General features: G+C 70.6%; 20 protein-coding genes. 5 read left to right on the plus strand and 15 right to left on the minus strand.

The annotated features are described in order from the left end of the window. Window positions 1–16: 16 nt before the first annotated feature. From ACFO6Q_RS16170 to ACFO6Q_RS16180, 3 genes are all read right to left on the minus strand, one after another. Entirely contained in the window at window positions 17–382 is a 366-nt protein-coding gene (locus ACFO6Q_RS16170) for a hypothetical protein (protein WP_380022132.1), read from the minus strand. Between the two features lie 136 nt (window positions 383–518). Then, complete coding sequence (locus tag ACFO6Q_RS16175) at window positions 519–1,397, minus strand: alpha/beta hydrolase family protein (protein WP_380022133.1); 879 nt, start codon at window positions 1,395–1,397, stop codon at window positions 519–521. A 3-nt stretch (window positions 1,398–1,400) separates the two neighbouring features. Then, complete coding sequence (locus ACFO6Q_RS16180) at window positions 1,401–2,444, minus strand: PIG-L deacetylase family protein (protein WP_380022134.1); 1,044 nt, start codon at window positions 2,442–2,444, stop codon at window positions 1,401–1,403. Between the two features lie 165 nt (window positions 2,445–2,609). On the opposite strand from ACFO6Q_RS16180, the gene ACFO6Q_RS16185 reads away from it, so the two are divergent. Both ACFO6Q_RS16185 and ACFO6Q_RS16190 read left to right on the plus strand, forming a co-directional pair. Further along, window positions 2,610–3,962, plus strand: a complete 1,353-nt coding sequence (locus ACFO6Q_RS16185; RefSeq protein ID WP_380022135.1) for a glycosyltransferase family 2 protein — start codon at window positions 2,610–2,612, stop codon at window positions 3,960–3,962. Between the two features lie 178 nt (window positions 3,963–4,140). Beyond that, entirely contained in the window at window positions 4,141–5,751 is a 1,611-nt protein-coding gene (locus ACFO6Q_RS16190) for an ABC-F family ATP-binding cassette domain-containing protein (protein ID WP_380022136.1), read from the plus strand. Window positions 5,752–5,766: 15 nt separating this feature from the next. On the opposite strand, the gene ACFO6Q_RS16195 is transcribed toward ACFO6Q_RS16190, so the two are convergent. The 11 genes from ACFO6Q_RS16195 to ACFO6Q_RS16245 all read right to left on the minus strand — a co-directional run bounded on the left by ACFO6Q_RS16195 (window position 5,767) and on the right by ACFO6Q_RS16245 (window position 18,070). Further along, window positions 5,767–7,029, minus strand: a complete 1,263-nt coding sequence (locus tag ACFO6Q_RS16195; RefSeq protein ID WP_380022137.1) for a glutamate-5-semialdehyde dehydrogenase — start codon at window positions 7,027–7,029, stop codon at window positions 5,767–5,769. Then, window positions 7,026–8,174 carry a glutamate 5-kinase gene (gene proB / locus ACFO6Q_RS16200; protein WP_380022221.1) on the minus strand — a complete coding sequence of 383 codons (1,149 nt, stop codon included), beginning with the start codon at window positions 8,172–8,174 and terminating at the stop codon, window positions 7,026–7,028. The genes ACFO6Q_RS16195 and proB overlap by 4 nt, the downstream gene beginning before the upstream one ends. Continuing rightward, a complete protein-coding gene (locus tag ACFO6Q_RS16205) occupies window positions 8,158–8,466 on the minus strand; it encodes a hypothetical protein (protein ID WP_380022138.1) in 309 nt (102 codons plus the stop codon). Before ACFO6Q_RS16205 ends, proB begins: the two co-directional genes overlap by 17 nt. A 2-nt stretch (window positions 8,467–8,468) precedes the next feature. Then, window positions 8,469–9,758 carry an argininosuccinate lyase gene (argH, locus tag ACFO6Q_RS16210; protein WP_380022139.1) on the minus strand — a complete coding sequence of 430 codons (1,290 nt, stop codon included), beginning with the start codon at window positions 9,756–9,758 and terminating at the stop codon, window positions 8,469–8,471. 157 nt (window positions 9,759–9,915) lie between these two features. Beyond that, window positions 9,916–11,259, minus strand: a complete 1,344-nt coding sequence (gene proS, locus ACFO6Q_RS16215) for a proline--tRNA ligase (RefSeq protein ID WP_380022140.1) — start codon at window positions 11,257–11,259, stop codon at window positions 9,916–9,918. Between the two features lie 49 nt (window positions 11,260–11,308). Next, window positions 11,309–12,295, minus strand: coding sequence for an N-acetyl-gamma-glutamyl-phosphate reductase (gene argC, locus ACFO6Q_RS16220; RefSeq protein WP_380022141.1), 987 nt, complete (start codon window positions 12,293–12,295; stop codon window positions 11,309–11,311). Window positions 12,296–12,329: 34 nt separating this feature from the next. Then, complete coding sequence (locus ACFO6Q_RS16225; RefSeq protein WP_380022142.1) at window positions 12,330–13,652, minus strand: acetylglutamate kinase; 1,323 nt, start codon at window positions 13,650–13,652, stop codon at window positions 12,330–12,332. Further along, window positions 13,649–14,803 (minus strand): acetylornithine deacetylase, encoded by a 1,155-nt coding sequence (locus tag ACFO6Q_RS16230; RefSeq protein WP_380022143.1) that lies wholly within the window; start codon window positions 14,801–14,803, stop codon window positions 13,649–13,651. Before ACFO6Q_RS16230 ends, ACFO6Q_RS16225 begins: the two co-directional genes overlap by 4 nt. Beyond that, complete coding sequence (locus ACFO6Q_RS16235; RefSeq protein ID WP_380022144.1) at window positions 14,800–16,038, minus strand: argininosuccinate synthase; 1,239 nt, start codon at window positions 16,036–16,038, stop codon at window positions 14,800–14,802. Before ACFO6Q_RS16235 ends, ACFO6Q_RS16230 begins: the two co-directional genes overlap by 4 nt. Before the next feature lie 76 nt (window positions 16,039–16,114). Next, entirely contained in the window at window positions 16,115–17,140 is a 1,026-nt protein-coding gene (locus ACFO6Q_RS16240; RefSeq protein WP_380022145.1) for an N-acetylornithine carbamoyltransferase, read from the minus strand. Between the two features lie 384 nt (window positions 17,141–17,524). Continuing rightward, window positions 17,525–18,070 (minus strand): glycine zipper 2TM domain-containing protein, encoded by a 546-nt coding sequence (locus ACFO6Q_RS16245; protein WP_380022146.1) that lies wholly within the window; start codon window positions 18,068–18,070, stop codon window positions 17,525–17,527. A gap of 216 nt (window positions 18,071–18,286) precedes the next feature. Here ACFO6Q_RS16245 and cysS point away from each other — a divergent pair, with 216 nt between their 5' ends. From cysS to ACFO6Q_RS16260, 3 genes are all read left to right on the plus strand, one after another. Next, window positions 18,287–19,681: a cysteine--tRNA ligase gene (gene cysS / locus ACFO6Q_RS16250; protein ID WP_380022147.1), complete on the plus strand. Its 1,395-nt coding sequence runs from the start codon at window positions 18,287–18,289 to the stop codon at window positions 19,679–19,681. Then, entirely contained in the window at window positions 19,665–20,126 is a 462-nt protein-coding gene (locus ACFO6Q_RS16255; protein ID WP_380022148.1) for a SufE family protein, read from the plus strand. Before cysS ends, ACFO6Q_RS16255 begins: the two co-directional genes overlap by 17 nt. Before the next feature lie 242 nt (window positions 20,127–20,368). After that, the gene (locus ACFO6Q_RS16260) at window positions 20,369–22,129 is read left to right on the plus strand and encodes a choice-of-anchor Q domain-containing protein (protein WP_380022149.1); all 1,761 of its coding nucleotides are present in this window, start codon (window positions 20,369–20,371) and stop codon (window positions 22,127–22,129) included. 13 nt (window positions 22,130–22,142) lie between these two features. Here the strand turns inward: ACFO6Q_RS16260 and panE are convergent, their stop codons facing one another. Then, entirely contained in the window at window positions 22,143–23,069 is a 927-nt protein-coding gene (panE, locus tag ACFO6Q_RS16265) for a 2-dehydropantoate 2-reductase (RefSeq protein ID WP_380022150.1), read from the minus strand. Between the last annotated feature and the right edge of the window lie 3 nt (window positions 23,070–23,072).

Consider the following 23,072-nt stretch of genomic DNA (forward strand, 5'->3'; position numbering starts at 1 on the left):
TTTTCCGCGGCGCCGGTCAGCGCGCCTGCGCCTTGCGATCGGCGGTTCGCCCGCCCTTCGCCGACGGCCCGGCCGACGGCTGCGGATCGAGATCGTTGAGCAGCGCGCGCAGGTCCACCGACACCGTCTCGCCGTCGCCGGCCAGATCGAGCGAAGCCATCGAGCGCTTGGACAGCGCCGAGCGGCTGACGTACAGCTCGCGGTCCGGCTGCGGCGGACGCTCCGCGCTGCACAGGTTCCGGTTGAGGCGCAGCAGGCTCGTGCCCGAACGCTGCCAGGGCTGGTCCGGCGAGAGCCGCTTGACCATCACGCTTTCGAGTTTGACGACGACGGTGTCGCCACTCACTTCGGTGCAACGACCGATACCGATATCGTAAGACATAGCAATCCTCATGAACGGAGTCCCGACGATCGGGCGCCCAGCGGCGCCGTGATCGCCGTGCGCCGGCCTCAGGCGGCGCTCGGGTAACTCGCGATTATGACGGACTCCGTGTAAATTTCCGTTATCCGGCGCCGATTTAGGCGCGGCCGGCCGCCTCGACGAAGGCCGCCACGCGCACGGCGACCGCCTGCGGCGCCTTCATCCAGGCGAAGTGGTCGGCCGGTATCCCGCCCAGATCCTCCGGCGCCAGCAGGTGCCGCTGCGCCGGCGACTGCGGCATCTTGCCGAGCAGCCAGTCCAGCGAGGCCTGCGGACCCAGCCAGTCGTCGCGCAGGCGCAGGGCCAGCAGCGGCAGGCGCAGGACCGCCAGGCGCCCTTCCAGATCCTCGTCCAGGCCGGCGGCGGCGTAGCGCCCGGTCCGGCCGCTGCGCGCCCAGTCGGCGATCAGCCCGCGCGCCTCGTTGCCGCCGAAACCGAGCCGCCGCCCCGGGAAATGCCCGCGCAGCGCGGCGATCCACGGGGCGATCGTGACGACCGGCCCGATCAGGCGGTACCAGGGAAAGGTGCGCCAGTACGGCGCCCCGCTGGCGACCAGGATCAGGCCGGCCTGCGCGTCCGGATCGAGCGCCGCCTGCAGCGTCGCGATCTGGCCGCCGAGGCTGTGCCCGCCGAGCCACAGGCGCGCCTGTGGAAAGGCGGCGCGCGCGGCGGCGAAGGTCGCCGGCAGATCCAGCGCGAGCAGTTCGCGGTAACCCCAGTCCGAATGCCGCCCGGCGCGGCGGTCGCTGGAACCGATGCCGCGCCATTCGTGCAGGGCGACGGCGATGCCGCGTGCGGCCAGTTCGCGTGCGAACGGCTGGTAATTGCGCGCCGCGACGCCGAGCGCCGGCAGCCACACGACGACGTCGCGCACCGGCCCCGGCGGAATCGCCTGCCACAGGTCGGCCGCGGCAGCGTCGGCCGCGACGACGCGCACGCTGGTCTCGCCGATGTCCGCGCCGGACGGATTCGTCATCGGCTAGATGTAGCCGGACTGGGCCGAACCGGTCAACGCCGCCGAGCGCGCATGCGAGGCATCGGCCGCGCGCCGCCACGGTTCGCGATCGAAGATCAGCAGCCGCGGATCGCAGCGATGGACTTTCGCGTAGATCGCCGCGGGCGGCGAGTCGAACGCCGGCAGCCGCAGGCACAGCTCGCGTGCGCCGACGTCGATCCGATACTCGCGGCCGCACGCATCGGTGGCCACCTGCTCGCCCGCCGAGCGCGGCAGCGGCAGACGCACGCGCGCGATCTCCTCGCGCCAGGCGACGACCAGCAGCAGGTCGTGCGGCCGCAGCGATCCGGCACGAGGCAGGTACAGCGGTCGCGTCGCATCCGGCGGGGCCGCCTCGTCGGCCAGCTCGAACCGGTTCGGCAGCGCCGCCAGCGCCAGCAGGCGCTTGCGGCTCAGGGCGATCTGGCTCGCATGGGCGTGCATGGCCTCGCGCTTGGCCTGCGCATCGGCGGCCGGCACCTCGAGCAGGCGGCCGTCGCCGGACGGCTTCTCGCCGTGCACGACGTAGCCCAGGCACAGGCAGCGATGCCCGCTGCGCAGCAGCGCCAGTTCCGCCAGCACGCGCAGCGCGCTGTGGTCCGGGTGACGGTCGGCCAGGTTCGGCAGCACCAGATGCGTCGGCGCGAACTGCGCGATCTCCTGCGCCAGCGCCTCGACCGCGCGGTCGTCGCGCATCAGCAGCGCGGTCAGCCCCTGGTCCGGCCAGCCGAAGAAGCGCGCCGGCGTCACCGACTTCGGCACGCCGAGGCGTTCCAGCGCGGCGCGCGCCTCGCCGCGGCGGCGGGTGCCCCAGCGCGCGCGTTCGCGCACGCCGATCTTCCAGCGCCGCTCCAGCCAGCGCTGCGGCCATGGATTGTTGTCGCCGTCGGTGGCGAACGCGACGCGCAGCGCGGAACCGGCGGCCAGCGCGGCGCGGATCAGGTCGCCTGCGGCGAGGGTCTCGTCGTCCGGATGCGGCGCCAGCACCAGCACGCGATCGGCGGAAGAAAGCTGCAGGGCCCCACTCATCGACGCTCCCACCCGCACCCCGTGACGTCCTGCGCCGCTCCGGCGCGAACGTAAAGACTAGCGCAAACCTCGCGCATATCGGCATGCCCGCGTTAAGGATGCGTGGTTCATCCGGGGTTGTCGTGAAAAAGGGAAAAATGCCGCGCCGTCTCCGCAGCCGATCCGATGAACGACGAAAACCGCACTCGCGGCGCGCTGCGCCTGCACGAATACCGCGACCAGCCCGGCGACCACTTCTATCGCGCGGCCATCCTGTTCGGCTTCGCCGCCCTGCTCTACGTGAGCTGGCGTCATCCGGCCTTCCACGGCCTGCTGCGCTCCGCGCGGCATCACGAATGGGGCCGTTACCTGGTCGGGCCGGCCGCCACCTGGGCGGTGCTCGGGCTGCTGATGCTGATGCTGCGCACCGCGCTGTGGTTCCGCTACCGCACGCCGCCGCTGGCCGATTTCGCGCAGGCGCCGGCGATGACGGTGGTGATTCCGGCCTACAACGAAGGCGAGATGGTCGCGCGCTCGATCGCTTCCGTCGCGCAGGCGCGCTATCCGCGCGAGCGGCTGGAGATCTTCGTCGTCGACGACGGCAGCAGCGACGACACCTGGCAGCACATCGAACGCGCCGCCGCGCAATTTCCCGACCTGGTCACCACCCTGCGCTTCGAGCGCAACCGCGGCAAGCGCGCCGCGCTCGAAGCGGGCTTTCGCCGCGGCCGCGGCGAGATCATGGTGACGATCGACTCCGACAGCGTGATCGAGCCGGACACCCTGCTGGCGATGGCCGGCGCGTTCGCCGATCCGAAGGTCGGCGCGGTGGCCGGCAAGGTCAGCGTGTTCAATCGCGAGGACGGCCCGATTCCGCGCATGCTGAAGGTGCGCTTCGCGCTCTCGTTCGACTTCCTGCGCGCCGTGCAGAGCACCTACGGCACCGTCTACTGCTGTCCCGGCGCGCTCGCCGGCTACCGCACCGAGGTCGTGCGGCGCGTGCTGGACGCGTGGATCCGCCAGCGCTTTCTCGGCCGCGCCTGCACCTACGGCGAGGACCGCGCGCTGACCAACGACATCCTCAACCAGGGCTACGACTGCGTCTACCAGCGCGCGGCGATCGTGCATACGCTGGTGCCGACGACCTACCGCCGCCTGTGCAAGATGTACCTGCGCTGGGACCGCAGCTACGTGCGCGAGGAGCTGCGCTTCCTCGGCAGCGTGATGTGGAAGCGCCCGCCGGTCGCGCGCGCGATGGCGCTGGCCGAATTCGTCACCGGCAACCTGCGCTATCCGATCGCGCTGGCGACGTCGCTGCTGCTGGTCGCGCTGGTCCCGCTGCGGCCGGACGTGCTGCTGCACTTCTTCAGCGCCCTGCTGCTGGTCTCCGCGTTCCACATGCTGTACTACCTGCGCAGCGAGCGCAGCTGGGATTTCCTCTACGGCATCGGCTATGCGTTCTTCTCCACGTTCGCGCTGTTCTGGATCTTTCCGTATGCGCTGTTCACCGCGCGCGCGCAGGGCTGGCTGACGCGCTGAACGCGGGCGGCGCCCGCGCAGCCGTCTTTCGCGAGCGCCGCCACTGCCCTAGACTGGGCGTTCTCCCGCATTCCATTCGAGGTATTCGTCCGATGCGCCAGTGATGCCGCCGTCCGCAGGACGGCCAGACCCGCCCCTCGCGCGAGGGGAAGTCCCCGGCATCTTCTGGAAACGACACGTGACGAATCCCCGCCTGACGCTCGACGGCGTCTCCTGCGTGCTGCCGGACGGCAGCACGCTGTTCTCCAATCTCTCCGAACAGTTCGACCACCGCCCGACCGGCCTGGTCGGACGCAACGGCTGCGGCAAGACCCTGCTGGCGCGCATTCTCGCCGGCCAGCGGGAGCCTTCCGCCGGCCGCTGCACACGCTCGGGCAGCGTGTACTACGTGCCGCAGCAGGTTTCGCGCGCCGACGGCCGTTCGGTCGCCGACCTGGCCAACGTGCGCACGGCGCTGGACGCGCTCGAGCGCATCGCCGCCGGAATCGCGCAGCCCGGCGATTTCGAGACCGTCGGCAACCGCTGGGACCTGCGCCAGCGCTTCCACGCCGAACTGGAACGCGCCGGCCTCGAACGGCTGCATCCGGACACGCCCGCCGGCGTGCTCAGCGGCGGCGAAGCCACGCGCGTCGCCCTGATCGGCGCCTTCGTCTCCGCAGCGGATTTCCTGATCCTCGACGAGCCGACCAACCACCTCGACGGTCCCAGCCGCCGCGCCCTGCTGGAGCAGCTGCGGCACTGGCCGAACGGCCTGCTGGTGATCAGCCACGACCGCCGGCTGCTGGACGGCATGGCGCGCATCGTCGAGCTGTCGGCCTCCGGATTGCGCAGCTACGGCGGCGGCCACGCGTTCTACGCGCAGCGCAAGGCCGAGGAGCGCGAGAGCGCGTCGCGCCAGCTCGAGCAGGCCAGGATCGAGCGCGAGCGTGGCGAGCGCGCGCTGCGCGACCAGCGCGAGCGGCAGGATCGGCGCCAGGCGCGCGGCCGGCGTCATGGACAGGAGGCCAACCAGGCGAAGATCCTGCTCGACCGCCAGAAACAGCGCGCCGAAACCTCCCATGGAAAGCTGCAACGGCAGCATGCAGCCGAGCGCGAGCGGCTCGATCGCGACGTGCGCAAGGCGTGGCACGCCGTGGAAGACGAAATCTCGATCGTGCTGCACGAACCCGCCGTCATGTCTGCGCAGAAGCGGGTGGCAGAACTCGACGCGGTGGCGCTGCCGTTCCTGCCGCCGTCCGCGTGCGAGGTTGACCTGATCCTCGGCGGACGGCAGCGCGTGGGCGTGGTCGGCCCGAACGGCAGCGGCAAGTCCACCCTGCTGAGGCTGCTGGCCGGACAGGTCGAACCGCTCGTCGGGCGCCGCGAGGTGCACGTGCCCGCCGCCTACCTGGACCAGCAGCTGGCGCATCTGGACCCGCGCGAATCGGCCATCGAACATCTGCTGCGCGTCGCCGGAAATACCGCGCAAAGCACGCTGCGCACGTGGCTGGCGCAGCTCGGACTGGACGCGGCGAGGATCGGCCTGCCGTGCGGCGAACTCAGCGGCGGGGAGCGGCTGAAGGCCGCCCTCGCCTGCGCGCTGTACGCCGACCTGCCGGCCCGGCTCCTGCTGCTGGACGAGCCCAGCAACCATCTCGACCTGCCTTCGCTGCAGGCGCTCGAAGCGACGCTGCGCAGCTACCGCGGCGCCCTGCTGGTGGCCTCGCACGACGAGGCCTTCCTGGACGGCCTCGCCCTCACCGACCGCCTGCGCGCGACGGCGCAGGGCTGGCGGCTGGAGCCCTGGTGAACGCCGGCCGGTGGCTCACTCGTCCGGCGCGTGCCGGATCTGACCTTCGCCGCGCACGACGAAGCGCTCGATCGTCAGCGCCTCGGCGCCCATCGGGCCGTAGGCGTGCAGGCGCGTCGTGGAGATGCCGATCTCGGCACCGAGCCCGAGTTCGCCGCCGTCGCTGAAGCGCGACGAGGCGTTGACCATGATCACCGCCGAGCGCAGCGCGCCGACGAAGCGCTCGATCGCCGCCTCGTCGCTGGCCGCGATGACTTCGGTGTGATCGGAGCCGTAGCGCCGGATGTGTTCGATCGCGGCATCGAGATCGTCCACCACGCGCACGGCGATGACCAGGTCGAGAAACTCGGCGGCATAGTCGGCCTCGTCCGCTGGCTCAACGTCCGGCGCCAGCGCGCGCGTGCGCTCGCAGCCGCGCACCTGCACGCCGCGCCGGCGCAGCGCCGCGACCGCGCGCGGCACGAAGGCCGGCGCGAGGTCGGCGTGCACCAGCAGGGTTTCGAGCGCGTTGCAGACCGCCGGGCGCGTGGTCTTGCCGTCGATCAGCAGGCGCAGCGCGAGTTCCGCGTCGGCGCTGGCGTCGACGTACAGGTGGCAGACGCCGCGGTAGTGCTTGATGACCGGCACGCGCGCGTGCTCGGCGACGAAGCGGATCAGGCTCTCGCCGCCGCGCGGAATCGCCAGGTCGACGAGATCGGTCAGCTGCAACAGCTCGAGCACGCTTTCGCGGCGCAGGTCCTCGATCAGCGTGATCGCCGCCGGCGGCAGGCCGCTCGCGCGCAGGGCGTCGCGCAGCGCGGCAGCGATGGCCTGATTGCTGTGGAACGCCTCGGAGCCACCGCGCAGCAGCACCACGTTGCCGGCCATGAAGCACAGCGCGGCGGCGTCCGCGGTCACGTTCGGCCGCGCCTCGTAGATCATCGCGATCAGGCCGAGCGGAATGCGCACGCGCTCGACGCGGATGCCGTTCGGCCGCGTCTCGCGGCGCGTGACCTGGCCGACCGGATCGGGCAGGTCGGCGACCGCGCGCACGCCGGCGGCGACGCCGGCCAGCCGTGTCGGATCCAGACGCAGCCGGTCGACCAGCGCGTCCGCACGTCCGGCCGCGATCGCGGCCTCGACGTCGAGCGCGTTCGCGGCGAGGATCGCCGCACACTGCCGCTCGATTTCGTCGGCCATCCGGTTCAGCGCCGCCCGCTTGGCCGTGGTCGACAGGGCGGCGATGGCGGCGGCCGCGTCGCGCGCTGCCAGCGCGAGTTCGCGCATCGATGCGTTCATGCGTTGGCCTCCTCGAATGCGACCAGATCGTCGCGACGGATCACCGTGTCGCCGTAGCTGAAGCCGAGGATCGCCTCGATCTCGCGTGTGTGCCGGCCGGCCAGCCGGCGCACTTCGCCGGCGGCGTACTGGCACAGCCCGCGCGCGACGACGCGCGCGCCGGCCTCGCCGACCGCCAGCACCTCGACGAGGTCGCCGCGGGCGAACTCGCCGTCGACGCCGACGATGCCGCCCGGCAGCAGCGAGGCACCGTCGAGTACCGCGCGCGCGGCGCCGGCGTCGACGCGCAGGCAGCCGCCGGAACCGGGCGCATGGCGCAGCCAGTACTTGCGTGCGGCCAGCCGCGACGCCGGAGCTTCAACCAGCGTGCCGCGCAGCTGCCCGTCGGCGAGGCTGGCGACGGCGGCCGCGTCGGTGCCGTTGAACAAGGCCGTCGCGATGCCGGCCTTGGCCGCCTTGGTCGCCGCCTCGAGCTTGGTGCGCATGCCGCCGGTGCCGAGCGCACTGCCGGCGCCGCCGGCCATCGCCAGTACCTCCGGCGTGACCGCCGCGACGCGTCCGATCGGCCGCGCCGCCGGATCGAGCCGCGGATGCGCGCTGTACAGGCCGTCGACGTCGCTGGCGATCAGCAGCAGGTCGGCGTCGACCAAGGCCGCGACGATCGCCGCGAGATTGTCGTTGTCGCCGAGCTTGAGTTCCTCCACCGCCACCGTGTCGTTCTCGTTGACGACCGGCACGCAGCGCAGGCGCAGCAGTTCGAGCAAGGTGTTGCGCGCATTCAGATAGCGGCGGCGGTTGCGCAGGTCGTCGTGGCTGAGCAGCACCTGCGCCACCGGCACGTCGAGCAGGCTCTGCCACAGCCCCACCATGCGCGTCTGCCCGAGCGCGGCCAGCGCCTGGCGCAGCACGAGGCCACCGGCGCGCCGCGCGTCCTGCGGTACGCGCGTGCGCCCCGCGGCGACGGCTCCGGACGACACCAGCACTACGTCGCGACCGCTCGCACGCGAGGCGGCGACGAAAGCCGCGAGCCCGCGCGCGTGGCGATCGGAAAGCTCGCCGTCGACGCCGGTCAGCAGGCTGCTGCCGATCTTGAGGACGGCGCGGCGCCAGGGCGGCAGGTTCTGGATATCAAAGGTCGCCACGATACGCACTCAAACTCACGAACGGAGCAAGCCCATTGCTCAACGCCTCGTCGGCGCGATTCACGATTCGAGGCAGGAGTCTCGCCACCTCGGCATACAACTGGTCTGTCGTCATCGCCTGAAAACGATCGAATTCCGCATCGTCCGGATGGCAGGCGAAAGACAGACGCCCGTGCAGGGAGCCATCTTGCCGAACCAAGTCGACGTCGACGGCGTGTCCGAAGAAGCGATCGTTCCTGCGCGCCAACGCACGAAACCCAAGGCCGTCCACGGCCAGCACCGTCTGGCCACTCATCCTCAAAATTCCCCCAGTCGCCTGCGCAACTCGTCCAGCCGCAGATCGGCCGCCGCGCCGGCAGACACGCGCGCCGCCAGGCTCGCCTCCGGAGTCCTGCCCTGCCCCGCCTCCGCGGCCGCCTCGGCGGCGCGGCGGTAGGCCTCGCGGAACGGCACGCCGGCGGCGGCCTGCTCGATCGCGACGTCGGTCGCGTACATCGACGGCTCGATCGCCGCGCGCATCGCCGCCTCGTTCCATTCCAGCCGCGCAAGCAGGTCCGGCAGCAGTTCGAGCGCCGGCAGGCCGCGGTGGAAACCGTGGAAGATCGCGCCCTTGGAGAACTGCAAGTCGCGCTGGTAGCCGGACGGCAGCGACAGCAGGTGCTCGATCTCGCTGCGCGCCGCGGCGACGCTGGCGTAGCTGGCGCGCATCAGCTCGACCACGTCCGGATTGCGCTTGTTCGGCATGATCGAACTGCCGGTGGTGTATTCCGGCGGCAGGCGCACGAAACCGAATTCGGCGGTGGTGAACAGCGACAGGTCCCAGGCCAGCCGGCGCAGGTCGAGCAAGGCGGCGCCGAGCGCCTCCAGTGCGCCGATCTCGAACTTGCCGCGCGAAAGCTGCGCGTAGACCGGGTTGACCTGCAGCCGCGCGAAGCCGAGCGCCTGGGTCGTGTGCGCGCGGTCGAGCGGCAGGTTCACACCGTAGCCGGCCGCGGTGCCGAGCGGGTTGGCGTCGATCCAGGCCAGCGTGTCGCGCGCGCGGCGCGCGTCGTCGATGAAGCTTTCGGCGAAACCGGCGAACCACAGCGCCGTCGAGGAGACCACCGCGCGCTGCAGGTGCGTATACCCCGGCAGCGGCAGCGCCTCGCGCGCAGCTCGCTCGAGGCAGACTTCGGCGGCAGCGCGGCAATGCGCCTGGAGCTCGCGCAGCCGCGCCTTCAACCACAGCCGCGTCGCCACCAGGATCTGGTCGTTGCGGCTGCGGCCGGTGTGCACCTTGCGCCCGGCGTCGCCGAGCCGCTCGATCAGGCGCGCCTCGATCGCGGAATGGCCGTCCTCGTAGCGCTCGTCGAGGACGAAGGCGCCGCTGCGGAAATCGGCCGCCAGCGCGTCGAGTTCGCGCACCAGCGCCGCCGCTTCTTCCGCATCGAGCAGGCCGATGTTGGCCAGTCCACCGACGTGCGCCTGGCTCGCCTCGACGTCGTGCAGGAAGAACTCGCGGTCGAGCACGACGTCGTCGCCGGCGAGGAAGCGCATGATGCGTTCGTCGGTACGGACTCCCTGTTTCTGCCAGAGCAGGTCACTCATAAGCGCCTCGAAGAATCCCGGTTGTCGTCATCCCCGCGAACGCGGGGATCCATCTTGATGGTTCTGCATATCCGTCAACAGCAAGACGGATGGCCAGCCTTCGGCTGCTGAAAATCGCCTCCCGCGTTCGCGGGAATGACGAGGTTTTTCCTCCCGCTCACGTGCCTGTCCTCGCGGTGCGCGCTTCGACCAGCCGCGCGATCGCGTCGTCCGGGGCCAGCTCGACGCGCTCGCCGCCGGCGCGGCGCTTGAGTTCGACCTGGCCGGCGGCAAGGCCGCGCGGACCGATCGCGATCTGCCACGGCAGGCCGACCAGGTCCATGTTGGCGAACTTGGCGCCGGCACGCTCGTCGGTGTCGTCGTACAGCACGTGCATACCGGAGGCTTCGAGCTTCGCGTACAGCGCGTCGCAGGCCGCCTCGACCGCGGCGTCGCCGGGCTTGAGGCCGATCAGTCCGACGTCGAACGGCGCGACCGGCTCCGGCCAGACGATGCCGTGCTCGTCGTGACCCGCCTCGATGATCGCGCCGACCAGCCGCGACACGCCGATGCCGTAGGAGCCGCCGTGGATCGGCCGCGAGGAGCCGTCCGGCAGGGTCACGGCGGCGCGCATCGGCTCGGAGTACTTGGTGCCGAAGTAGAAGATCTGCCCGACCTCGATGCCGCGCGTATGCAGCCTGCGCTCGGCCGGCACCTCGCTCTCGAAGCGCGCCGCGTCGTGCACGTCCGAGGTGGCGGCATACGGCGCGGTCCAGCGCCGGATCGCCGGTTCCAGATCGCCGGCGTAGTCCGTGTCCGCGGCGGGCACCGGCAGGTCGAGCAGTGCGCGGTCGCAGTACACGTCCGACTCGCCGGTGTCGGCCAGCACGATGAACTCGTGCGAGAGATCGCCGCCGATCGGGCCGGTTTCGGCGCGCATCGGGATCGCCCGCAGCCCCATGCGCGAAAAGGCGCGCAGGTAGGCGACGAACATGCGGTTGTACGAGCGGCGCGCGCCGGCCTCGTCGAGGTCGAACGAATAGCCGTCCTTCATCAGGAATTCGCGCCCGCGCATGACGCCGAAGCGCGGCCGCTGCTCGTCGCGGAACTTCCACTGCACGTGGTAGAGGTTCAGCGGCAGGTCGCGGTACGAACGCACGCCGGCGCGGAAGATCTCGGTGATCATTTCCTCGTTGGTCGGCCCGTACAGCAGCTCGCGCTCGTGGCGGTCGCGGATGCGCAGCATCTCCGGGCCGTAGGCGTCGTAGCGCCCGCTCTCGCGCCACAGGTCGGCCAGCTGCAGTGTCGGCATCAGCAGTTCCAGCGCGCCGGCGCGATCCATCTCCTCGCGCACGATGCGCTCGATGTTGCGCAGCACGCGCAGGCCGAGCGGCAGCCAGGCGTAGATGCCGGCGGCCTCCTGGCGGATCAGGCCGGCGCGCAGCATCAGACGGTGCGAGGCGATCTGCGCCTCGGCGGGATTGTCCTTCAGGGTGGGCAGGAAATAGCGGGAAAGACGCATGGGACACCTCGATCGGAAAAAGGGAGTTCGCACCGGCGACGCGCGAGCGTCACGGTCGTTCCGCCTCTTCCGCCTCGATCTCTTCCGCCTCGATGCCCTGCGTCTCGTCGAAGCCGAACGCCCGGTTGAGGTTCTGCATCGCCTGGGTCGCCGCGCCCTTGAGCAGGTTGTCCAGGGTCGCCACGATCACCACGCGCTTGCCGCCGGGAGCCAGCGCGAAGCCGCCGATCTCGGCGTGGTGCCTGCCAGCGATCGCGCTGACCCACGGCGCCTCGTCGACGACGCGCACCAGCGGCTCGCCGGCGTAGAACGCGCGGTAGCGTTCGCGCAGCGCGTCCGCCTTCGCCGCCTGCTGCAGCCACAGGTTCACCGTCATCGTGATGCCGCGGAAATGCGGCGCCACGTGCGGCATGAACTCCACCGGCAGGCCGAGCTGGCGCGTCACCTCGCGCTCGTGCACGTGATCCACCAGCGAATACGGCATCAGGTTGTCGCGCAGTTTTTCCGGATCGTTCTTGTCCGACGGCGTGGTGCCGGCGCCGGAATAGCCCGACACGCCGAAGCAGACCGGCGGCGCGGCGAGGTCGGCCTTCAGCGGTGCGATCGCCAGCTGCATCGCGGTCGCGTAGCAGCCCGGATTGCTGATGCGGCGCTGTCCCGCGTAGCGCGAGCGCGTGAGTTCGGGCAGGCCGTAGTACCAGCGCTCGTCGAAGCGATGGTCGGCGGAAAGATCGACGACGATCGTCTCCGGCGCCGTCGCATCGATCGCCGCCACGATTTCGGCGGCCTTTCCGTTCGGCAGGGCGAGCACGACCGCGTCGGCGCGCTTGTTCGCGACGTCCTCGTGCGAGAGGTTCTCGTAGCGCAACTCACCGCCGAATTCGGCGACATGGTCGGCCACGCGCTGGCCGTCGAGCTCGCGCGAAGAGACGAAGGCGAGCTCGAGCGAGGGATGCCGCGCGATCAGGCGGATCAGCTCGGCGCCGGTGTGGCCGCGCGCGCCGACGATGCCGACGGTTTTCCGGATGTCTTTCAAGCGGGTTCCTCCACGAATTCGACGTACGGCCGCCTCAGTCCGACAGGGTCGCCGGCCGCGTGCGGCAGTGTGCGACGCAACGCTCGATGTCGGCGAACTCGCGCAGGCCGTACCAGTACACCTTCCAGCGCGGTTCCTTGTAGCAGCCGTCGGATTGGGCGTAGTAGAACTGGTTGATCAGGTTGTGGTGGCGCGAGCGCCAGAACAGCTGCGGATTGTCCGCACGCATGACCTGCCAGGCGGCGCGGCCGAGGCCCTCGCCCTGCGCGTCGTCGGCGACGGCGAACTTGTCCAGGTAGGTGTAGCCCTCCTCGCGCGTCAGGATCAGCGCGGCGCGGTAGTTCTCGCTCAGATAGACCTTGTACGGCTGCGTGCGCTCGAAGTAGTCCGCCACCAGCTTGCGCTTGAAGCCGGCCTCGATCAGCGCGCGCAGGCGCTCGAGGTCGATGCCGGCCCAGCCGCCGTGCACGTCGACGCGTTCGCCGCGACGCACCAGCGTGCCGGAGCCCTTGTGCGTGAACAGTTCCTTCGCCAGCTCGTCCGGGCGCGTGATCGACACCGACGAGGACAGCGGCAGGTGATCGAGCAGCTCCTTGATCTGCTCGATCTTCACGCGCATGCCGCCGTTGATCCACGGTTGTGCGACGAGGTGCTCGTACTCGGTGCTGAGGTTGATCGAGTCGATGACCTTGCCGTTCGCGTCGAGCAGGCCGCCGGTGCCGGTCAGGAAGATGATCTTGTACGGCCTGAGCACGCGTACCAGTTCGTTCGCGGCGAAGTCGGCGTTGATGTTGAGGATCTGGCCGCCGGCCGTCTCGCCGAGCGAGGCGATCACCGGAATGGAACCGGCGCGCAGGGATGCCTCGATCGGCGCCAGATTGACACGCGAAACGCGACCGACCAGGCCGAGCGCGTCGCGGTCGATGAACTGCGCCTCGAACACGCCGGACAGGACCGAGGTCGCGCGCGCGTCGCCTTCCTGCAGCGCCTCGACCAGGTTGAGGTTCTGCGTCTGGAACACGCGGCGCACGATGGCGAGCGTCTCCGGCGTCGTCACGCGCAGGCCGTTGACGGTCTGCTTGGCGATGCCGGCGGCGGCCAGCTCCTCGTCGAGCTGCGGCCCGGCGCCGTGCACGACGATCGGCGTCAGGCCGACCTGCTGCAGGAAAGCGAGCGAGGACGTCAGCGCGTCGAGGTCGTCGCGCAGGACGGCGCCGCCGACCTTGACCACCGCGAAGCGCTTGGCGTCCAGCTGCGAGAAGCGTTTCAGGTACTGCTCGATCTCGCGCGCGCTCGCCATGCTCGAGAGCAGGCGCACGATGGTCTGGCGCACTTGCAGATGGGTTTCGGCGTTCATTCCTGCGTTCCTTCCTGAACGCGAGAGTCGAGAAGCGGCTGTCCGCGGCCGCACTGTTCAATGATGCGCTCGATGGTTTCCACGTAGCGTTGCAGTTGCTCCAGCGCGACCCACTCGTCGGCCGTGTGCGCCTGCGCGATGTCGCCGGGCCCGTAGACCAGGGTCGTGTAGCCGGCCTGCGAGAACAGCGCCGCTTCGGTCCAGAAGTCGACCGCGTTGCCGATCGGCAGGTCGAGCGCGTCGGCCAGATCGCGCGCGGCGAGGCGGCGCGCCTCCGCGCCGGCCACGTCGCCGCCCGGCAGCGGACCGCCGCGGAACGTCTCGGTGAATTCGACGGCGGCCGGTTCGGCGAAGCTGCGGAAGGTCGCCAGAAGTTCGTCGCCGTCCATCGACGGCAGCGGACGGAAGCCGAAGCGCAGCTCGGCGGTCGGCGCGATCACGTTCGCCTTGATGCCGCCCTCGATGCGGCCGATGTTGAAGCGCAGGCCGGTCAGGCCGCCGAAGCGCGCGTGCGCGAGCGACTCGACGTGGCCCATCGCGCGCGCGCTCCAGCGCACGGCCTGGTGCAGGGCGCTGTCAGCCGGAGTCTGCTCGCCGGAGGCGTGGCCGGCGCGCCCGGCGAAACGCATCAGCACCGAGCTGATGCCGCGGTGCGCGAGCACGGCTTCGCCACGCGTCGGCTCGGCCACCACCACGGCGTCGAAGGCCAGCTCCGCCGCGCGGTCCTTCAAGAACCCGGCGATGCAGCGCGCGTCGTTGGCTTCCTCGTCGCTGGTGAACAGGAAGGCGCAGTCGCCGCTCGTCGCGTTCGCGGCGGCGACGAAGGCGGCCGCGGCGCCCTTGATGTCGCAGGCGCCCAGGCCGATCGCGCGTCCGCCGTCCAGGCGCAGCTCGAACGGGCTCGCGCTCCAGTGCGGCGAGTCCGGCACGGTGTCCAGGTGCACGTTGAACAGCAGATTCGGCCGGCCGCGCATGGCCAGCAGGCTGACCGCACCGACGCCGTGGTCGGTCGTCGTGCATTGGAAGCCGGCGAGCTGCTCGCGCAGGTAGGCGAAGATGCCGCCTTCGTCGATCGCACGCGGCGGATTGCGCGTGTCGAAGGCGACCAGCGCACGCAGGTGCCGGAGGGTCGCGTCGAGCAGCTCGCTCATGCCGCCCCGCCCCGGTTCACTTCGGCCCACAAGGTGCTGCTCATGCCGAACAGCTTGATGAAGCCTTCCGCCTCGGCCACGCCCCAGTCGGCCGCCTGCGCGTAGGTCGCGCCCTTGGCGTTGAGCAGGTGCGGCGACTGGACCGCGACGGCGTCGACGCGGCCGCCGGCCGTCTCCAGCACGACCTCGCCGTTGACCGTCGCCTGGCTCGAGGCGAGAAAGGCCTCGAGGTCGGTCTTCAGCGGATCGTGGAAGAAGCCTTCGTAGACCAGTTCGACCCACTTGCGCGCCACTTCGGGCTTGAAGCGGTTCTGCTGCTTGGTCAGCACGGCCTCCTCCAGCGCGCGGTGCGCGACCAGCAGCGCGGCCAGGCCCGGCGCCTCGAACACGATGCGGCCCTTGAGGCCGATCGTGGTGTCGCCGGTGTAGAGGCCGCGGCCGACGCCGTAGGGCGCCAGCAGCTCGTTGAGCCGGGCCAGCAGCACGTGACCGGCGATCTTCTCGCCGTCGAGCGTGACCGCCTCGCCGCTGGCGAAGCCCAGGCGCAGGCGCAGCGGCGCGGACGGCCATTCCGCGCGCGGCTTGCACCAGCCGACCGCGCCGGCGCCGGGCGCCTGCCAGCGGTCGATCTCGCCGCCGGACATGGTGACGCCGAGCAGGTTCTCGTTGATCGTGTAGCTCTTCTGCTTCGCGCGCACGCCGAAGCCGCGTTCCTCGAGGTACTTCTGCTCGTAGGCGCGTACTTCGGTGTGCTCCTTCTGGATCTCGCGGATCGGCGCGACGATCTCGTAGTCGCCCTGCGACTTCACCGCGAGGTCGAAACGCACCTGGTCGTTGCCCATGCCGGTGCAGCCGTGCGCGATCGCGCGCGTACCCAGTTCCGCGGCACGCGCGAGCGCGGCGTCGACGATCAGGTAGCGGTCGGAAACGAGCAGCGGGTACTGGCCCTGGTAGCCCTCGCCGGCCCAGACGAACGGCTTGACGAAGCCGTTCCAGATCGCCGGACCGCCGTCGACCGTGCGATGCGAAGCGACGCCCAGTTCTTGCGCGCGCTGCTCGATGTAGGCGCGCTCCTGTGCGTCGACGCCGCCGGTGTCGGCGAACACGGTGTGCACGGCCCAGCCGCGCTCTTTCAGGTACGGCACGCAGAAGCTGGTGTCGAGGCCGCCGGAGAAGGCCAGGACGATGTCCTTGGTCGAGGACTGAGGGCTGAGGGCTGAGGGCTGGGAAGACATGTAAGATCCTGGAGTGGTTTTTTTTTGCGGATGGAACGTCCGAGCGCGCTGGGACGGGCTTTTCAGCCCCTGGCCCTCAGCCCTCGGCCCCGGCTCGCGAAGCGAGCGCTGCCATCACCGCCTTCTGCACGTGCAGGCGGTTCTCGGCTTCGTCGATCGCGATGCACGCCGGCGAGTCCATGACCGCGTCGGTCGCCTTCACGTTGCGGCGCAGCGGCAGGCAGTGGCTGAACACGCCGCCGTCGGTAAGCGCCATCTTGGCCTCGTCGACGATGAAGTGCTTGTGCGCGTCGCGGATCGGTTTCTCCTCGGCCCAGCGGCCGAAGTACGGCAGCGCGCCCCAGCTCTTGGCGTACACCACGTGCGCGCCGCGGTACGCCTCCTGCGGGTCGTGGCTGATCGTCAGCGAGCCGCCGCTCTCCGCCACGTTGTCGCGCGCGAAATCCATGTAGCGCGGATCGAGCAGGTATTCCGGCGTCGGGCACAGCACGGTCACGTCCATGCCGTAGCGCGTGGCGATCTGCAGGGCGGAGTTCGCCACCGCGGTGTTCAGCGGACGCGGATGGTAGGTCCAGGTCAGCACGTACTTCCTGCCGCGCAGGTCGCTCGTGCCGAAGTGCTGCTGCAGGGCCAGGACGTGCGCGAGCTCCTGCATCGGATGCGTGATCGTTTCCATGTTGATCACCGGCACCGTCGAGTACTTGGCGAACGCGTGGATCACGCGGTCCTCGCGGTCGACCGCCCAGTCCTGGAACTTCGGGAACGCGCGCACGCCGATCAGGTCGACGTAGCGCGACAGCACGCGCGCGACCTCGGCGATGTGCTCTTCGGTGTCGCCGTCCATGACCGTGCCGAAGTCGAATTCGATCGGCCAGGCGTCCTTGCCGGGCGCCAGCACGATCGCGTGGCCGCCGAGCTGGAACGCGCCGAGCTCGAAGCTCGTGCGCGTGCGCATCGAGGGATTGAAGAACAGCAGCGCGATCGACTTGCCCTTCAGCTGGTCGCCGAGCTTGTCGCGCTTGAACGCGGCGGCGTGCTCGAGCAGCGTGTCGAGCTCGGGGCGGGACCAGTCCTGGGTACTCAAGAAGTGTCGAAGCGTCATCGAGAAGCCTGTCGTCGGTGGAAAGGCCGGCCCGGAAGGCCGGTTCTGCTTCGCGCGGCGCGAGCCGTGCGCAAATCGTTCGTGTTCGGGATACGGCGGAATTGGAGGAGCCAGAAACGACGAAACCCGGCGCAAAGGCCGGGTTTTGTCGTCGAATCACATTGCAGACGTGCGACAGCCTACCCGGCGGGAATGACGCTTTCCGGTCGGCGCGCGCGCGAGGTCATGCCGGCGGCCATGCGGGCGCTGGTGACGATCTGCGGCTGGAGGGCGACGTTCTGCATGGGGCGCACGTTAACGGCAAACCTGATGCGGCGCAATAACCGGGCCGCAAATGCGACACGACCGGGCCGGGCCCGGTCGTCTTCCTTGTCCTGCGGTGGCCTACTCGGCCGGTTCGACGCTGACGCGTACGCGCAGCCGGTCGCCCGGATCGTAGTTCAGCCGCGACATGTAGACGTCGCCGCGATAGCGGTACTGCACGTCGTAGGCGACCACGCGGCGTTCGTCGCTGACGTCCTCGACCATTCGGCAGTGGCGCTCGACGTCGGTGTAGTAGCCGCCGTCGCCGCGGCCCGCGTTGTTGCCGACCGCTCCGCCGATGACCGCGCCGGCGACGGTGGCCGCCTTGCGCCCGTCGCCCTTGCCGACGGTGTTGCCGAGCACGCCGCCGACGATCGCCCCGAGCACGGTGCCGGCCGCACGGTTGCCGTTGTCGGCACGGCGCTCGACCGGAACCTCGTCGCAGACCTCCCGCGGCGAACTCGCCTGCACGCGGTCGTAGATCGGGTCGACGCGCAGCACGTCGGCCCACGCGACCTTCACATTGTCCGGGTCGGCGGGACCGCCCCGGTCATAGCCACGATCCTGCGCCTGCACCTGGGTTCCCGCCAGGGCCAACGCGATCGCAGCGAACAGCATCTTCTTCATTACCGTCTCCAGCAAAGACTCTCTCACCAGGAAATTCACCGCCGATCGTCGCCGGCTCGTGTCCGAATCTGCAGGGCTTGTGCAATCTCGGCGCGGATTACAGCAGCGGATCGCTGAACCCACGCCTAAGCCCTTCCCGACGTTCAGAAAACCGTCGGCGACCGCGGCAGCGGAGAAGCGCCCTGCTATCATCGAAGGCCGACCGAGGCCGATCCGATGCCACTGCGACTCCACAACAGCCTGACGCGCCGTACCGAGGACTTCGTTCCGACCGATCCGAACCGCGTGACGATGTACGTCTGCGGTCCGACCGTCTACAACTACGTCCACATCGGCAATGCGCGTCCGCCCGTGGTGTTCGGCCTGCTCGCCCGGCTGCTCAAGCGCCACTATCCGAAAGTCGTCTACGCCCGCAATATCACCGACGTCGACGACAAGATCAACGCCGCCGCGAAGGAAGCGGGCGTGCCGATCGAACGCATCACCGGGCGCTATACGGACGCGTATCGTGACGACATGGCGCGGCTCGGCGCCGACGTGCCGGACGTGGTGCCGCACGCGACCGCGCACATCGGCGAGATCGTCGCCATGTGCGAGCGCCTGATCGCCTCCGGCCACGCCTACGCGGCCGAGGGGCACGTGCTGTTCGACGTCGCCACATTCGACGACTACGGCCGGCTGTCGGGCCGCTCTACCGACGACATGATCGCCGGCGCCCGCGTCGAGGTCGCGCCGTACAAGAAGAATCCCGCCGACTTCGTGCTGTGGAAGCCGTCGACGCCGGACCTGCCCGGCTGGGACAGCCCGTGGGGCCGCGGCCGGCCGGGCTGGCACATCGAGTGCTCGGCGATGGCCGAGAAGCACCTGGGCGAGACGATCGACATCCACGCCGGCGGCAACGACCTGATGTTCCCGCATCACGAGAACGAGATCGCGCAGAGCACCTGCGCGCACGGCGGCAAGACCTTCGCGCGCTACTGGCTGCACAACGGCATGCTGACCTTCGACGGCAGGAAGATGTCGAAGTCGCTCGGCAACGTGCTGGTGCTGCACGAGCTGCTCGAGCAGCACCCGGCCGAGGTGCTGCGCTTCCTGCTGCTGAAGGCGCACTACCGGCAGCCGCTGGACTGGTCGGACACCGCGCTGCAGCAGGCGCGCGCGACGCTCGACGGCTGGTACAACCTGCTGCGCGACCTCGCCGACGTGCCCGCCGGCCCCGCGGCCGCCGCGGACGACGTCGAGGCCGCCCTGCTCGACGACCTGAACACACCGGCCGCGTTCGCGGTGCTGGCCAGGCTCGCCGACGCCGCGCGCGCGGCGAAGGCGCCGGAGGAACGCAGCGCGGCCAAGGCCGCCCTGCTCGCCGGCGGCGAGCTGCTCGGACTGCTGCAGCAGGACCCGGAAGCCTGGTTCAAGCAGGCCGTCGGCGTCGAGCTCGACGTGGCCGAAATCGAGCGCCTGGTCGCCGCCCGCACCACCGCCAAGCAGGCGCGCGACTTCCAGGAGTCCGATCGTCTCCGCGACCAGCTCCTCGGGCTCGGCGTCGTCGTCGAGGACACCCCGCAGGGGCCGCGCTGGAAATTCGTGAAAGCCGATGAACGCGCTGCCTGAGCCCGCCGAGGGCAGCGCCGAGCAGGCGCAGGCCGCGATCGCCGAGGAATTCGCGTTCTTCGGCGACTGGACCGAGCGCTACCAGTACCTGATCGACCTCGGCCGCAAGCTGCCGCCGATGCCGGACACCGACCGTACCGAGGCGAACAAGGTGCAGGGCTGCCAGTCGCAGGTCTGGCTGGTCGCCGGCGGCGACGCGAGCCGCCTCGATTTCCGCGCGATCAGCGATTCGTCGATCGTCTCCGGGCTGATCGCCCTGCTGCTGCGCGTGTATTCCGGCCGTTCGGCGACGGAGATCCTCGCCACCGAGCCGCGCTTCGTCGAGGCGATCGGCCTCGCCAAGCACCTCTCGGCGACGCGCTCGAACGGTCTCGCCGCGATGCTCGCGACGATCCGCCAGCACGCGCGCGACGCGCTCGGGCCGCAGGGTTCGACGCATCCGTAGCAGGGCACGATCCGGCCGGCTCCGGTCCCGGCCTCCGCCCGTTCCTCTGCGCCCCTTTCCAGCCACCGCCTCGACGCAGGCGGTGCGAGCCCGTGCGTGCCGGCGGCCAATCGCCGGCGCAATCCATGACGGACGCCGGAAATCACGAGAAATCAAGCTTCGATCATGATTCCGTCATTCCCGCCGGGCCCGGCTCTGCTCCAATTCCGCACTTCGTCAGAATCCGGTCCCGCCGATCCGCCATGAATGCACGTCCCGACTCCCGCCGCGTTTCCATTCCGCGCCAGGCACCGCTGATCGCCGCGCTCGCCCTCGCCCTCGGCGGCCTGTCCGATGCCGGCGCCGCCCAGGCCCCGCTGGCCGCCAACTTCGCGCAGGCCAGCAGCGTGCAGGCAAGCCTGCAGGCCTCGCGCGATGCGCTGCGCCGGCAGTTCCTGCTGCGCAACGGTCCCCTGCCAGTCGCTCCGGACCGGACCGCGGGCACCGTCACGGTCGACAACTGCGACGACAGCGGACCGGGCTCGCTGCGCGCCGCCTTCGAACAGGCGGTGTCGGGTGACGTCGTCGACCTGACCGGCCTCGCCTGCAGCACGATCAGCCTGACCAGCGGAGCGCTGACCAGCGGCGTCGACTACCTGACCCTGAACGGGCCGGGTGCCGACCGGCTGGCGATCGATGCGAACGGAAGCAGCCGCGCGATCGCCCTGATGGGCGGCTACGGCGAACTGAAGATCGACGGCCTGACGATCCGCAACGGCTCGTATACCTACGACGGCCCCGGCACCTACGGCGGCCTCGCCGACGGCGCCTGCGTGCTGGCCGAGCAGTACGTGACGATCAACAACAGCACCCTGGAGAACTGCAGCGCCAGCGGCAAGAGCGTGCACGGCGCCGCGGTCAAGGCCAACGGCCGGCTGACCCTGGTCAACAGCCTCGTCAGCGGCACCGAAGCCACGGCGGCGGCCGACGACATCTCCGCCACCATCACCGGCGGCGTGATCTCCGGCGGCGCCTCGTACCTGACCGACACCACGGTGCGCGACGCCACGGTTTCCGCCACCACCACCAGCGCCTACGGCGGGGTGCTGGGCGGCGGCGTGTTCGGCATGTACGGCGTGGTGATGACCGGCAGCACGGTCACCGGCGTCGACGTGCAGGTGTCCGCGGCCAAGGACGCCTACGCCAAGGGCGGCGGCGTCGGCTCGCCGATGACGGTGATCCTCGACCGCAGCACGGTCGCGGACAACTCGGTCCGCGGCACACCCGGCTTCGGCCCCGGCGAACAGGGCGTCTACCTCAGCGCGATCGGCGGCGGCGGCGTCTACGTCATGATCGTTCCGCGCTCCTCGCCGGTGCCGTCCACGATCGTCAACTCCACCATCAGCGGCAATTCGGCGCTGTGCGAGGGCGAGATCGGCGCCTACACGCGCGGCGGCGGCGGCGGCCTGGGCACCTGGGCGCCGGTGCCGGTGGCGATCGTCAATTCGACCGTGTCGGGCAATTCCACCAATCTCAACGGCGGCGGCCTGTACACGCGGGCGCGCGGCGCGCTGGCGCTGAGCAATGCGACGGTCACCGCCAATCGTGCCGACAACGGCGCGGCGATCGCCGATCTCGCCGACGAGGCGGCCTTCGCGTTCGCCACCGACAGCAGCATCGTCGCGGGCAATGCACCGCTCGCCGCGGCGAGCGCGGTCGATCTCGTCACCGCGCACGAGGTCAGCGGCGCGAACAACCTGATCGCCTCGGCGAACGTCACCCTGCCCGCCGACACGCTGAGCGGCGATCCGCTGCTCGGTCCGCTCGCCGACAACGGCGGCCCGACGCGCACGCACGCCCTGATGAGCGGCAGCCCGGCGATCGACGCCGGCGCCAATCCCGCGGACATCCCCACCGACCAGCGCGGCGAAGGCTACCTGCGCGTGTGGGGCGAAGCGGCGGACATCGGCGCGTTCGAGAGCCAGCCGCTGCCGGATGCGATCTTCGCCGACGGCTTCGACTGAGAGATGACCTGACCTAGGCTGCGCCGGCCTGCGCCGCGGCGCGGCCGGCCTCGTACACGCGCACGTGCGTGAGCGCCGCGGCCAGCAGCGGCGTGTCGAGGCCGAAGCCTTCGGCGCGCCGGCGCAGGTCGCCCAGGATGTGTTCGCCTTCGCTGCGCGCGCCGCGCTCGAGGTCGCGCAGCATCGAGGATTTCAGCGGCGAGCGTTCGGCTGTCAGGATGGCGAGCGCCGCCTCGGCCGCTTCCGCCGCCAGCGGATGCCCGCTGCGCGCGGCGACCTGCGCGCACTCGGCGTGCAGGCGGCGTACCAGTGCGGTCCCTTCCGCGGTCGCGACGATCTCGCCGACCGAACCGCGCATCAGGCAGGTGGCGCCGGCCAGGGTCGCGATGAAGACGAACTTGTCCCACATCGCGCCGAGCACGTCGGCACTGCCCGCGGCCTGCGGACCGATCGCGCGCAACGCCGCGTCGACCGCCACCGGAACCGGCTCGCCGTCGCGGCTGCCGAAGGTCAGGCGTTCGAGCGTGCCGAACTGGCGGATCGCGCCGTCCGCCTCCAGCGTCACCGAAATGTGGCACAGACCGCCGAGCACCTTGCCGGCCCCGAATGCGGCGTCGAGCGCATCCAGATGGCGCAGGCCGTTCAGCAGCGGCAGCACGCGGGTGGCGGCGCCGACCGCGGGGCGGATCGAGGCGATCGCCGAGTCGAGGTCGTAGGCCTTGCAGGAAAGCAGAACGAGGTCGTAGCTGGAATCGACGTCGACGATCGTGCGCACCGGCCCGGCGAAATCGCCGCGCGTGGCGAACACGCGCAGGCCGTGCTCGGCGAGCAGTGCGGCGCGCGCCGGCCGGACCAGGAAGGTGACGTCGGCGCCGGCCTCGATCAGCCGTGCGCCGAAGTAACCGCCGATCGCACCCGCACCGAGAATCAGGATCCGCACGCG

The organism is Dokdonella ginsengisoli (assembly GCF_042652785.1).
Lineage (GTDB): Bacteria > Pseudomonadota > Gammaproteobacteria > Xanthomonadales > Rhodanobacteraceae > Dokdonella_A > Dokdonella_A ginsengisoli.